At 51.3% G+C, this 13,037-nt stretch carries 12 protein-coding genes; 6 read left to right on the forward strand and 6 right to left on the reverse strand.

The window, feature by feature from the left end; translation table 11 throughout:
* Positions 1-3: 3 nt before the first annotated feature.
* From ACZ5PT_RS09720 to cimA, 6 genes are all read left to right on the forward strand, one after another.
* Positions 4-381, forward strand: coding sequence for a holo-ACP synthase (locus ACZ5PT_RS09720; RefSeq protein WP_464266623.1), 378 nt, complete (start codon positions 4-6; stop codon positions 379-381).
* Positions 381-1,943 carry an NAD(P)H-hydrate dehydratase gene (locus ACZ5PT_RS09725; protein WP_464266624.1) on the forward strand — a complete coding sequence of 521 codons (1,563 nt, stop codon included), beginning with the start codon at positions 381-383 and terminating at the stop codon, positions 1,941-1,943. The genes ACZ5PT_RS09720 and ACZ5PT_RS09725 overlap by 1 nt, the downstream gene beginning before the upstream one ends.
* Positions 1,937-2,386 (forward strand): CBS domain-containing protein, encoded by a 450-nt coding sequence (locus ACZ5PT_RS09730; RefSeq protein ID WP_464266625.1) that lies wholly within the window; start codon positions 1,937-1,939, stop codon positions 2,384-2,386. The genes ACZ5PT_RS09725 and ACZ5PT_RS09730 overlap by 7 nt, the downstream gene beginning before the upstream one ends.
* A gap of 2 nt (positions 2,387-2,388) precedes the next feature.
* Positions 2,389-2,865 carry a tRNA (adenosine(37)-N6)-threonylcarbamoyltransferase complex ATPase subunit type 1 TsaE gene (gene tsaE, locus ACZ5PT_RS09735; RefSeq protein WP_464266626.1) on the forward strand — a complete coding sequence of 159 codons (477 nt, stop codon included), beginning with the start codon at positions 2,389-2,391 and terminating at the stop codon, positions 2,863-2,865.
* A 158-nt stretch (positions 2,866-3,023) separates the two neighbouring features.
* Entirely contained in the window at positions 3,024-4,256 is a 1,233-nt protein-coding gene (locus ACZ5PT_RS09740; protein WP_464266627.1) for an aspartate kinase, read from the forward strand.
* A 35-nt stretch (positions 4,257-4,291) separates the two neighbouring features.
* The gene (gene cimA / locus ACZ5PT_RS09745) at positions 4,292-5,860 is read left to right on the forward strand and encodes a citramalate synthase (RefSeq protein WP_464266628.1); all 1,569 of its coding nucleotides are present in this window, start codon (positions 4,292-4,294) and stop codon (positions 5,858-5,860) included.
* 914 nt (positions 5,861-6,774) lie between these two features.
* Here cimA and ACZ5PT_RS09750 read toward each other — a convergent pair.
* The 6 genes from ACZ5PT_RS09750 to ACZ5PT_RS09775 form a co-directional block, all read right to left on the reverse strand.
* The gene (locus ACZ5PT_RS09750; RefSeq protein WP_464266629.1) at positions 6,775-7,413 is read right to left on the reverse strand and encodes a hypothetical protein; all 639 of its coding nucleotides are present in this window, start codon (positions 7,411-7,413) and stop codon (positions 6,775-6,777) included.
* A 78-nt stretch (positions 7,414-7,491) separates the two neighbouring features.
* A complete protein-coding gene (locus ACZ5PT_RS09755; RefSeq protein ID WP_464266630.1) occupies positions 7,492-9,417 on the reverse strand; it encodes a sodium/solute symporter in 1,926 nt (641 codons plus the stop codon).
* 14 nt (positions 9,418-9,431) lie between these two features.
* Positions 9,432-9,698 carry a DUF485 domain-containing protein gene (locus ACZ5PT_RS09760; protein WP_464266631.1) on the reverse strand — a complete coding sequence of 89 codons (267 nt, stop codon included), beginning with the start codon at positions 9,696-9,698 and terminating at the stop codon, positions 9,432-9,434.
* Positions 9,699-10,140: 442 nt separating this feature from the next.
* The gene (gene epmA / locus ACZ5PT_RS09765; RefSeq protein ID WP_464266632.1) at positions 10,141-11,052 is read right to left on the reverse strand and encodes an EF-P lysine aminoacylase EpmA; all 912 of its coding nucleotides are present in this window, start codon (positions 11,050-11,052) and stop codon (positions 10,141-10,143) included.
* Between the two features lies 1 nt (position 11,053).
* Positions 11,054-11,617: an elongation factor P gene (gene efp / locus ACZ5PT_RS09770; protein ID WP_464266633.1), complete on the reverse strand. Its 564-nt coding sequence runs from the start codon at positions 11,615-11,617 to the stop codon at positions 11,054-11,056.
* Positions 11,618-11,849: 232 nt separating this feature from the next.
* Complete coding sequence (locus ACZ5PT_RS09775) at positions 11,850-12,770, reverse strand: sensor domain-containing diguanylate cyclase (RefSeq protein WP_464266634.1); 921 nt, start codon at positions 12,768-12,770, stop codon at positions 11,850-11,852.
* Between the last annotated feature and the right edge of the window lie 267 nt (positions 12,771-13,037).

Here is a 13,037-nt window from a genome sequence, read left to right on the forward strand (position 1 = left end):
CGCGTGGCGATTGTCGGCATCGGTACCGACCTGGCCAGGATAGAGCGCTTTCGCAAATTTCTAGTGCCAGGCAACAAGGTGCTGGAGCGCATCTTTAGTATTGAAGAACGGCAGTATGCGTTGCAGATGAAGAACCCCGCATCGCATTTCGCTGCTCGCTTTGCGGCCAAGGAAGCGTTTCTCAAGGCGCTGGGAACAGGTCTGCGGGATGGACTCTCCTGGCAGCAGGTGGTGGTTGTACGCGATCAACTTGGTTGCCCAACGTTGCAGCTTTCCGGGAGGGCGGCAGAAATGCTCGCTGAGCGCGGTGTCAGCGCAACCCATTTGAGTTATTCTCATGATGGCGATTATGCTGTCGCGACGGTGATTCTGGAGTCCTGATGCGTTTGATTCAAGCAGAAGAAATGCAGGCGATCGATCGGCAGGCGATCAAGCAAATCGGTATTCCCGGTGTGGTCTTGATGGAAAATGCCGGCCGCGCGGCCAGCGATGTCTTCTGCCACGAGTTAAGCAAGCTTTTTCCTGGGCCGGTGCTGGTTTTGGCCGGAAAGGGCAACAATGGTGGCGATGGCTATGTGATGGCCCGTTTGCTCGCCGAAATGGGCTGGCAGGTTCAGACGCTGGTGCTTGGTTGTGCCGAGGATATCGCTGGTGATGCGGCGATTATGCTCGAGGTGCTGCTTAAACTGGGCGAACCGGTCTCTTTTGTTGCCGATGCGCGTGAGTTACGTAGCGGATTTGTCGCCGGTGGGCCGGCAATCATTATTGATGCCATGCTCGGAACCGGATTGAAATCGACGGTGCGTGGCCTTTTCGCCGAGGCGATAGAGATCATCAATAGCTCTGGCGTGCCGATCTTCTCTGTCGATATCCCTTCCGGGGTTGATGGCTCAACAGGTCAAGTCTGCGGTTCGGCTGTGCAGGCGGATCTGACGGTGACTTTTGATCATGCCAAAATCGGTCATGGCAGCAATCCGGGAGCCGCATGTGCTGGTATTCTCGAAGTTGTCGATATCGGGATCCCTGTCAGTAGGCGGCCGGAGTTAACCTCCGATGTGTTGCTGGTTGATGCGCAAGAGGCAGCGAATTGGCTTCCCGACCGATCTCAGCAAGGGCACAAGGGCAGCTTTGGTCATTTGTTGCTTCTGGCGGGCTCGACAGGGAAAAGCGGTGCTGCTGCCTTGGCTGGTAATGCTGCTGTTCGAGGTGGCTGTGGCTTGGTCACCGTTGCCGCTCCTGCGGCTGTGCACGATATTTTAGAGATCAAGTTGACTGAGGTGATGACCTGCCCGCTTAAGGATGTCGACGGGCTCGTCAGTCTTGATGCGCAGGAGCAAATCGCGGACCTGTTGCACGGACGTCAGGCGCTGGCGCTTGGTCCCGGTTTGGGGCAGAGTAGCGACTTGTCTGAGCTGCTGACCTGGCTGTTGGTCTCAACCGAACTGCCGTTGGTTATCGATGCCGATGGACTTAATCTGTTAGTCGGACAGTTGGAACTTCTTAAACAGCGTTTCGGGCCGCCGGTCGTGCTGACGCCACATCCGGGCGAGATGGCGCGTCTGTGTGGTTTAACCGTTGCCGAAATTGAGGCGGATCGTTATCGCGTTGCTTGTGCTTTTGCGGCGGAGCATGGAGTGGTGCTGTTGCTAAAGGGCGCACGGACAATTGTTGCCGCTCCGGATGGCCAAGTGCGGATCAATAGTAGCGGTAATGATGGCTTGGCCAGTGGCGGCAGTGGCGATGTTCTTACCGGCCTGATCGGTTCCTTGCTCGCCCAAGGGATGGAGCCTTTCACCGCCGCAGCATTGGCCGCCTGGCTACATGGCCGGGCTGCTGAACTGGTTGCAAACGGGCAGGGAGTTGTCGGGATGGCGGCTTCCGATCTGCTTTTACAGCTCCCGATCGCCCGTCGGGAATTGAGGGAAGGAGTATGCGCATGCTGACAGCTCGGGAAATCATGACTCGCGAGGTAGTGACGGTCACAGAACAAACCAGCATCAAGGAGCTTGCGAGTAAGTTTGTGGAGACCCGTTTCGGCAATATGCCGGTACTCAACAGTGCGGGGAAACTGATTGGTGTCATCAGTGAAACCGACTTGGTCGAGCAGCAGAAACCATTGCATATCCCAACAGTGATGGCCTTGTTTGATGGTGTTTTTTATCTCGACAGCGAAAAGAGTTTCAAGGAACAGGTCGATCGGATCACTGCGACCACCGTCGGTGAGCTTTGCACCGGAAAGCTGATCACCTGTGCTCCGGAGAATTCTGTTCGTGAAATTGCTGCCTTAATGAGCAAGCATAAGGTCCATCTGCTTCCGGTCGTCGAGGCGGATGAGATGATCGGTGTGGTCGCGCGCCTCGATTTGATTCGGACAATGGAGAAATAATCTTGTCTTGCTGGTCTGTTCAAAGCGCTGCAGAGGCGCAAACCCTGGAGCTTGGAATTCAGTTGGGCCGGTTGCTTGAGCAGCCGGCCCTGATTCTATTGCAGGGGGATCTCGGGGCTGGCAAGTCAGTTTTGGCGCGGGGGATTGCCCGAGGGCTTGGTGTCGATCCGCAAGTGCCAATCACCAGTCCCACCTTTACCCTGATGAATCACTATCAGGCGCGGCTTGATCTCTATCATTTTGATCTCTACCGTCTTTGTGGCCCGGATGAGTTGCTGGATATCGGTTTTGATGATTTCGCCTTCGGTTCAGGGGTTGCTCTGGTCGAGTGGCCCGAGCGGCTGGAAAACGACGAGATAGAGGGCTTGTGGATCAGGATTGCTCACCTGAAAGAAGATCTGCGCGAACTGACTTTTGTCTCCCGGGGAGAGGCCGCTGAGAAGATTTTACGGCAACTCCGGAATGTTCTCGCCAAGTAACCGTTAATGACCTTATCTTACGCTGGAAAAAGCTTTTGACCGGTTGGTGGTTTCCTGCTATTAAAGGGGTCTTTCTGGTAATTTAGGACATTTGTAGCAGGGCCGGCGACAAGTTGCTTGTGGTCGGTTTTTTTCTGATAAGGAGGAAGAGGACTGTTATGGCCCTTGTAGTGCAAAAATATGGTGGTACCTCCGTGGGAACTGTGGAGAAAATCCGCAATGTTGCCCGTCGAGTGGCCAAAACATTTGACGCTGGTAATGATGTCGTCGTTATCGTCTCGGCTATGGCCGGAGACACCAATCGCCTGGTTGCTCTGGCTGACGAAATGTGTGAATTTCCCAGTGAGCGGGAGTACGATGTTCTGGTTTCAACTGGCGAGCAGGTCACCATTGCGCTGCTCGCGATGGGCTTGCAATCGATGGGCTACAATGCCAAGAGTTATCTCGGTTCGCAGATTCCGGTTCTCACTGACAATGTCCACTCGCGCGCGCGAATCAAAAGTATTGACGATAAAAAGGTTCGCGAAGATCTGAAAAACGGCACCATCATCATTGTTGCCGGTTTCCAGGGGATCGATGAGCATGGCAATGTGACCACGCTTGGCCGTGGTGGTTCCGACACCTCAGCGGTTGCCGTCGCTGCAGCGCTTAAAGCCGATGTTTGCGAGATCTACACCGATGTTGATGGTGTTTATACCACCGATCCGCGTATGGTTCCTCAGGCTTCGAAAATCGAAAAGATTTCCTATGAAGAAATGCTTGAGATGGCCTCGCTCGGTGCCAAGGTGCTGCAGATCCGCAGTGTTGAATTCGCGAAAAAATACAACGTAGTCATTCATGTGCGTTCGAGCTTCGATGACAAGCCCGGGACGCTGGTGATGAAGGAGGATGCAGAGATGGAGACCGTACTGGTTTCAGGGATTGCTTTTAATAAAGATGAGGCAAAGATCAGTATTTTTGGCGTGCCGGATCAGCCGGGTATTGCTGCACAGATCTTTTCACCGCTGAGTGAAGCCGGGGTGACTGTCGATATGATCATCCAGAATGTGTCCCAGGATGGCAAGACCGACATGACCTTCACCGTTCCCAAAACCGATTGTAAGAAGGCCCTCAAGATTGTTGAGGCCGTCGCGCCGAAGATCGATGCCAGTGGCGTAAAGCATGACGATGCCATTGCCAAGGTTTCGATTATTGGTGTCGGTATGCGCTCTCATTCGGGGATTGCGCAGACCATGTTTGAGACCCTGTCTAAAGAGGGAATCAACATCGAAATGATTTCGACCAGTGAAATTAAGGTGTCCTGCATTATCGCCGCAAAATATACCGAGCTGGCGGTTCGCGTGCTACATGAGGCGTTTGGTTTAAACAAGTCGCAGGCGGACGAGGATTAACGAGCGGCTGCGAGTCTATGAAAGGTTGTGATGCAATGAGTCGGATTCAGATTTACGATACCACGCTGCGTGATGGCACTCAGGCCGAAGATATCTCTTTTCAGGTGCAGGATAAGGTGCAGATTGCCAGACGCCTTGATGAGCTGAACATCGACTATATTGAAGGGGGATGGCCCGGTTCGAATCCGAAGGACATCACATTCTTTCACGAAATCAAAAAAGAGACACTCAGTCATAGTAAAATCGCGGCTTTTGGCTCGACCCGTCGCGCCAAGGTAACGCCGGCTGAGGATAACAATATCCAGATGCTGATTGAGGCTGAACCTGATGCAGTAACCATTTTCGGCAAAACTTGGGACTTTCATGTCCGCGAGGCGCTGCGGATCTCTCTCGAAGAGAATCTTGAGCTGATCAATGACTCGTTGGTCTATCTCAAACAACGGGTCGGTGAAGTGATCTACGATGCCGAGCACTTTTTTGATGGTTACAAGGCGAATCCTGAGTACGCTATTAAAACTCTGCAGGCCGCTGCTGCTGCCAACATCGATTGCATCGTTCTTTGTGATACCAATGGCGGAACCATGCCGCATGAAATCCCCGCGATTATGGCCGAAGTGAATAAGGTGATTTCTACGCCGATCGGTATTCATGCGCACAATGATAGCGAGTGCGCGGTCGCCAATTCTTTGATGGCTGTCAGCTGTGGTGCGGTCCATGTGCAGGGGACGATGAACGGTTTCGGTGAGCGTTGCGGTAATGCCAACCTCTGTTCAATTATTCCCTCCTTGAAGCTGAAGTTTGCTAAAGACTGTGTCAGCGATGAGAGCCTTAAGGCGCTGCGCAGTGCTTCGCGCTACGTTTATGAGTTGGCGAATCTGGTGCCGAACAAGCATCAGGCCTATGTCGGGAATTCCGCTTTTGCCCACAAGGGCGGTGTGCACGTTTCTGCAATTCAGCGTCACCCTGAAACCTATGAGCACATTCGTCCTGAGCTGGTCGGCAATCGCACCCGTGTGCTGGTTTCTGACCTGTCGGGTCGTTCCAATATTCTTGCCAAGGCGGAAGAGTGCGGCATTGAGCTGGATAGTAAGGACCCTGTCACTCTGGAGATTCTCGAGGATATTAAAGAGCTAGAGAATCAGGGTTTTCAATTTGAGGGTGCCGAGGCTTCCTTTGAATTGCTGATGCTCAAGGCAATGGGGCAATTGAAACATTATTTTACCGTTTCAGCCTTTCGGGTCATCGACACTTTGCGCGACAGCGATAAATCTCCGGTATCCGAGGGTACTGTCAAGGTTAAGGTTGGTGGCAAGGTTGAGCACACTGCGGCAGATGGCAATGGTCCTGTCCATGCCCTTGATAAGGCCTTGCGCAAGGCTCTGATCAGCTTCTACCCGCGCTTGAGCGAGGTTAAACTGCTTGATTATAAAGTTCGTGTCCTGCCCGCCGGCAAGGGGACTGAATCGGTAACTCGGGTCCTGGTTGAGTCGGGTGATCATGAAGGGCGTTGGGGAACCGTTGGGGTCAGCAGTAATATTATTGATGCTTCGTATCAGGCGTTGGCCGATGCGTTGACCTACAAGTTGCACAAGGACAATCTTTAGTCCTGCCCGAAGAAACATTGCCCACATAAATAGCTTGCGAAGCCGTTCTTTCCTTTTTTGGAAAGAGCGGCTTTTTTTATAGCGGTCTTTCCGTCAATGAAGTGACGATTTTCTGGAAAAGCGACACCTGATTGACGTTTTTGTCTGTCTAGTTTTGCTTCTCTTTATGGCTTTCGCTGCATTATTGTAAAACAGTTGTAATTCCGTATGGATATCCATTTACGGCGTTGATTGTCTGTTCTGCTTGGCGAAAAAATAATCAGATTTTTCATGCCGTTAGCTTTTGTTAATTAGTCGCAATGCGGGATGCTGCGAATAGTTTTTCTGAAATACGTCAAAAATATGACGATAAGTGATGACTTTATGGGTTGTTATTGTCTGATTGTCTATTTAATGTTGAACTTTCTCGCTGGTAACAAAAAAATGGATGGGTAACTGGCTGAAACTACGTCTTAAAGTCTTTTGTGGCCGAGTCAGCATTGTCTCGGTAAAATATTGGCATGGGATGTGTAGTAGTGAGAGTCCTGCAACTATTCATTAGGGGGAAGATGGTCTGAGTAGGGATTAGTTGCTTAGCAAACACCGAATGCCTGGAGGTTACAAATGAAATGTCCTAAGTGTAAAGGGAGAATGTATTCCGAGAAGTATTACGATTTTGTTCGTGCATTTGATGCTTGGAAGTGTTGCGCCTGCGGGGAGGTTGTAGACCCGACGATTTTAGCTAACCGGGCTCGCAATCACAGCGTTTATATAGGGTAAAGTTAAAACTTTTAGGGGCTGAAGCAGGGCTGCTTCAGCCTTTTTATTTTATTGGTGAGGTTCTATATAGTAACGGTATTATCTGTTTGTTCTATTTTGAAACGACAAAAGGCCGGAGCAATTCCGGCCTTTTGTCGTTTCAAAATAGATATTAGTCAGGAATCTGTATCGCCAACATCGCTGCCCGTTCCCCTATGCGCTGATTTTAGGCCGGTGGCCAGTTTGATAAGGCCGATCAACGCTATAGCGACAAAGAAATAGCCACGCAAAGTGTCAGGTTCTTTCCCTTCGCTGATGAAGATAACATTCTCTGGTACCGTCAACTTCATTTCCTGTAGAAGTTCTTTTAGCTTATCGCGGTTTGAATCGGCAATAAGGTTATCGACAGTCATCCCGGTGACATCTCGACGAGCAGTGAAATAATCCTGATTTTCACGAAGGAACTTTTGGGTCTGCTCATCGCTGTCCAACTTGAAATAGTAGGTTTTTAGCAGGTCGACAATTTGTGGGTCGCGGGTTTCAAACCAGACATCTATTTCTTGGGTGTTCGCGGAGGTTTTCAGGGGGACGAGGAAGGAATCGATTTCAATGGTTCCTGACATGTTGATCGCTTGCATCAGGTCCTGATACCCGCCGCTGACAGTTACCAATTCCTGTGATGGACCCTGCGCTATTAGGTCACCAATTGAGATCTGTTGTGGTTCGCTGTTGCGCAGGAGTATACTCAGGTCGGAATATCCGAGCCAGCCGAGAAGCAGGCAGACCACCATTAGTGTGACGCGAAACCTTTTCATCTCTCATAGTCCTTTAAAAAAGAGGGCCGCCCGAAGGCGGCCCAAAGTATTGCAAATTATAAACAGTAAAACAAGCGCTTATGCGCCGGCAACTTCGCTGGCGTCGACCACAATATCCTTTTGGCTCATCAAGGAGACTAGCACCAGGGCCAAAAAGGAGAGCGGGATCGAGATCAGTGCCGGGCTGTTGAACTGGATTGGTGCATCAGCCGGCAGGTTGCCGTAACGGACCCACATGTCCGGGGAGATCAAGATCAGCCCCAAGGAGCTGGTCAAGCCAACCATGATCGAGGCGGCGATGCCCTTAGCGGTGGTCTTTTTCCAGAACAACAGCATCAGGATCGCTGGCAGGTTAGCCGAGGCGGCAACCGCGAAGGCCCAGCCGACCAAGAAGGAGACGTTCATGCCTTCGAAGACAATCCCCAGGTAGATGGCGATACAGCCGACCACGACGGCGGAGATCTTACCCGCACGGACCTTGCCGGCATCGGTCATCTTCATGCCGAGGAAGTTGTCCATCAGGTCGTGTGCAATCGCTCCGGAAGAGGCAACGATCAGACCGGAAACCGTACCCAGGACCGTAGCGAAGGCCAGCGAGGAAATAATCGCAAACAGGATGACACCGAAGGACAGGGCCAGCAGCGGTGCCGACATGTTGTTGTCGGTCAGGTTGATAACGCCACTGGTCATGGCGCCCATACCGAGGAACAGGGTCAGGACGTAGAAGAAACCGATGGCGGCGATAGCGACGATAGTCGACTTACGTGCAGCGGCCTGGCTCGGAACCGTATAGTAGCGAATCAGGATGTGTGGCAGGGCTGCAGTACCGCAGAACAGAGCCAGCATCAACGAGATGAAGTTGAACTTCTGCAGGCCGGTCGCATTGTCGACCTTGAACTTCAGGCCGGGACGCAGAACCCGAGAGCCTGGGGTCGGTTTCTGGTAGTAGATGGTTGTGGTGTTTGCACCCTCTTTGACGTATTTCTTGCCCCAGAGCACGATGGTCGAATCTTTGAGTGCTGCCAGGTAGGCGAGCGGACCGACAGCGCCGGTTGCGGTGACTTCTTTGCCGTCCATGACCAGTGTCTTAATGTGGCCAACCGGGAAGAACTTGCCTTCTTCTTTGTTGGCACCATTGAACTTTTTGGTGCCGTCAGCCATTTTTACCATGAACAGGGTTTCTTCCAAGGTGTAGCCGCTGGCTGTTGCATTGAGCTGCCAGATCGACTCTTCGCCGTTTTTGGCCAGCTTGATGAAACCAGCTTTGCCGTAGTCGGAATCAAGTCCTTGAACAACAGTGAAGCCGGGCTCGCTGATTTCCAGCGCGGCAGTTGCCTGCATGGTCTTGAAATCGTGATATTCTACGCCATCGTTAACCGGAGTAGTGGAAAGGCCGCGCATTAGAACCATGATAACAACGACAGTCGACATGATCAGCAGCAGGGCACCTTTAAAGAACTGGACGTAGGTTGTCGAGGCCATACCGGCGGTAGCGACAATGATGGTAACAACAATACCAACAATACAGACGCCGACCCAGTGGGGCAGGCCGAGCAGCGGTTGAACCAGCACGCCGGCACCAACCATCTGCGGGATCAGGTAGAAGACCGAAACCAGCAGGGTGGAGATGGCAGCGGTCAGCTGAATCGCTTTGGAGTTGAATTTTGAATCGAGGGCGTCGGTAAAGGTGAATTTACCAAGGCGCTTCATCGGCTCAGCAACCAGGAACAGGGCGACGATCCAGCCTGCCAGGTAGCCGATCGAATACATCCAGCCGTCGTAGCCAGCAGTTGCGATCATGCCGCAAATACCGAGGAAAGAGGCTGCCGAGAGGTAGTCGCCAGCGAAGGCGACGCCGTTAGTAAACCAGTGGATATTGCCGCCGGCTGCATAGTAACCTTCAGCAGAGCTGGTGCGACGGGCAAGGTAGAAGGACAGGCCGAGAACAAAGGCAACGAATGTGATGAACAGGCCGATTGCCAGTGGGGATTGAGTGTATACCATGATTTATATCCCCCTTAGTTATTCAACTGCACTTCTGCTTTAGTGCAGAGGTGGTTGTAGATGAATGCTTGAACTAGTGCGAAGATGATCAAGGCGAAGCCCCAAACAACCGCGGCAGTCTGTCCGAAGATGATGGTTTCCATTACCTTTGGATTGGTCGCGTTGATGCCAACGAAGATGGCGTAAAGGATGGTGTAAACGATGAACATCGATACGCCAAGTTTGGTTTTGTAGGCGGACGCATTGTCCTTACCCAGTTTTACTGCTGGTCCATGTGCCATTGTAGAAACTCCTCTCAAAATAGTGTGGGGGACCAATACGGTCCCATCCATCAGATCGTGCCAAAAACCGGTTATGAAGCCGAACTAAATCAAATAAAATCGCTATCTGGTTGTTTTTACAAGATAATTCTAGGCATCCTGTGATAAAATCTGCGTGATCGTGGGTGCCACGTTTCGCGACATAATACGTTGTTATAAAATCATGTCAACAGAAAACTTTTCTAAAAAAAAGCGTTTCACTCTTTGAAGTCTCGTTATTGATATGCGGGGTAATTGCTGGAAATGAAGTAAGTCCAGTAAAAGGCGGGAGATTAGAATGGCGTTTTGAGATAAGCGGGATTATTGACCAGAACTGGTATTGGCGGGATATAATGTTGGCTTTGGCCAATTTTTCAGAAGAACGCCATTCTATTTTTCGGTATGCTCTTTTCCCGCTGAATGCTTAGAGTTGTTCTGGGGAGAAGGCTACCACCCCATCAATTTTTGAACAGCTGCAGAGTAACATCACCAATCGGTCGATACCGAGAGCGATTCCCGCAGCAGGGGGCATTACGGCTAATTCATGGAGGAATTTTACCGGCTCGGGATATGGGGGTTTCCCGACTGCGCGGCGTGCTGTCTCTTCAATGGCAAAGCGCCGCTTCTGTTCTTGTGGGTCGACAAGTTCGGAAAAGGCATTCGCCAGTTCCATCCCACCGAGATAGAGTTCGAAGCGTTCTGCGATGCTCGGGTCAGTCTTTTTGGTCCGAGCGAGGGAGGCATGGTTGCTTGGATATTCGATCAGTAAGGTCGGTCGGTCGCTTGGCAGGTTTGGTTCGATTTCCAGGCTGATGGTTTCATCAAAGGTACCCATTTCGAGGCTGTCAGCCAGTGATGTCTGCGCGTAGCGTGCAAAAGCGTCACGTACAGTCAATCGCGGCCAGGGTGGAGTCAGGTCGATGAGGTCATTTTGATAGCTCAACCTTTGCTCAGGAATTAACCGACCGAGTAGATCTTCGCAGTCATCCATTAACGTATGATAGTCGCAGTCCGGGCGGTACCATTCGAGCATACTGTATTCGGGGAGATGACGATTGCCGCGTTCTGCATCGCGCCAGCAGTGGCTGATTTGGAAGATGTCACCAAAGCCAGCGGCAAGCAAGCGCTTCATCGCCAGTTCTGGCGAGGTTTGCAGGAACCAGTCCCCGGAAGAGACAGCATCAATATAAAGTTCAGGGGCATTGGCGGGAATGCGTTGCGGCGTTTCCACTTCGAGAAAGCCCTGCTCAATAAAGAAAGCCCGGATCGATTGAACGATCCGGGCCCGTTTTTCTAGTATCGGCCGTTTACGGACCAACTGCCAGTTAGGTTCCACGTTATTCTTTTACCCGTGTCGCGTATTCACCGGTTCGTGTGTCAATCTGAATCAGTACGCCCTCGTCAACAAACGAAGGAACCTGCAGGGTGAAGCCGGTTTCGACCGTGGCCGGTTTGTTGTTTCCGGCAGCGGTGTCACCTTTGACCCAGGGATCGGATTGGGTGACGCGCAGGTTGACAAAGTTTGGCAGGGAGATGCCGATGGCCGTTTCGCCATACATGAGGATCTCGACTTCCATATTGTCAGTCAAAAAGTATTTGTCGTCGGCCAGAGTCTCTTCGCTGAGCACCACTTGTTCGTAGTTTTTCTGATCCATGAAGACGTAACCAGTTTCGTCCTGATAGAGGTACTGCATGTCGCGTTCTTCCAAGCTGGCTGGAGCGAAAGATTCTCCGCTGCGGTAGGTGCGGTCAAACAGCGATCCGGTGATCATGTTGCGCAGTTTGCATCGATACAAGGATTGCCCCTTACCGGGCTTGGTAAAGTCGAAGTTAACAATGACGTGCGGATCGCCGTCAATAAGTAGTTTTAAGCCTTTTTTTAAATCAGAACAGCTGTACATGGAGACTCCTTTTAGCATTCTGCCAGCGGTATTTATATTTTATGAGCCCGGCATTTAAGCATGAAACAGCTTTGCTGTCATCGGAAAATCGAAATCCGGAAATCCTCCTCCAGATTGATATCGTTCTCAGTGATAATCGCTCATGCTGTTTTACGCATAACGATACTTCGGGGTCGTTGGCGTTTTCCCCTAAGGTTGATGAGAAAAAAATACGAAATCATGCCTCGTCAACTTAAGGGGGGGGCATTGTTTTGGCAGTGCTGACCCGATTGCGACCATCGCGTTTACTCTGGTAGAGCAGGGTATCTGCTCTTGCCAGCAGGGTCGATACATTATCGTCCTCATTCGCCAGGGTTGCGCCAATGGAGACGGTAACGTTCAGGGGAGGGTCGATATCTGCGAGAAATGACCCCTCAACAAGCACCCGCAACCGTTCAGCCAGCGTTTTCAGGCTCTCTGCGGTGATGTTGCGGATGACGCCCATAAATTCTTCTCCCCCCCAGCGACCGTACAAGTCGAACGGTCGGGCATTACTTTTAAGGGTGTTGGAAACCATCTGCAGGACAAGGTCGCCAATCGGATGGCCGTAGGTGTCGTTGACCTGCTTGAAATGGTCGATATCGATAAACAGAACAGCAAAGGGAAGTTTTATCCGTTTTTTTTCCTCTATCCGGGCAATCAGTTCCCGCTCCAAATAAGCTCGATTGGCCAGTTGGGTCAGGTGGTCAAGTAGGGCCAGTTGTTGTAGTTCGCGTAATCGTAGCTCTGTGGCTTCGCGATTGCTGATGTCGGTAAACAGTTCAATGCCGCCAATGGTGTTGCCATCTTTATCGACCAGGGGAGTGACTCTGACCGAGACCGGGACACGATGCCCCTTTTTGTGATGCAGGTAGATGTCATCTTCGCGAGGTTGGCCATCCTTCATGGTTTGGGCCAGCAGGCATTGCTCTTCGCATAAATTTTGTCCTTGGCAATCGATATGGTTCAGGATGTTTTGACGGCACTTTGTTCCGATCACTTCCGCCGCGGTAAAACCGGTTATCCGTTCAGCTGCGGGATTCCAGAAGATTATCTTCCGATCGTTGTCGGTGAAATAGAGACCGTCGTGGAGGTTGTCCAGAACGTTGCTAATTGCGTGATTATCTAATTCCATGTTGTCCCTTCATCTGCTGCAAGGGTGAGTGAATAAGTAGAATAATAACGCAACATTACTTCAGGTAAAGGAAAAAGCCCAGTTTATGACTTCTCTGGCGGGTCTGCAGGTTTGGTCTCTGCTTCCTGAGTAACGTTGTTAAGTTGGTCGTACCGTTTTATTTGCTCAGCGATTGAGAGTTTCTTCGTGCAGAGCGGTTTTAAGCAGAGTCGGCAGCGATCGTCCGAACACCACTGACAATGGCGACAGTCCGGGCACGGATGCTTT

It is taken from the genome of Desulfuromusa ferrireducens, assembly GCF_055389805.1.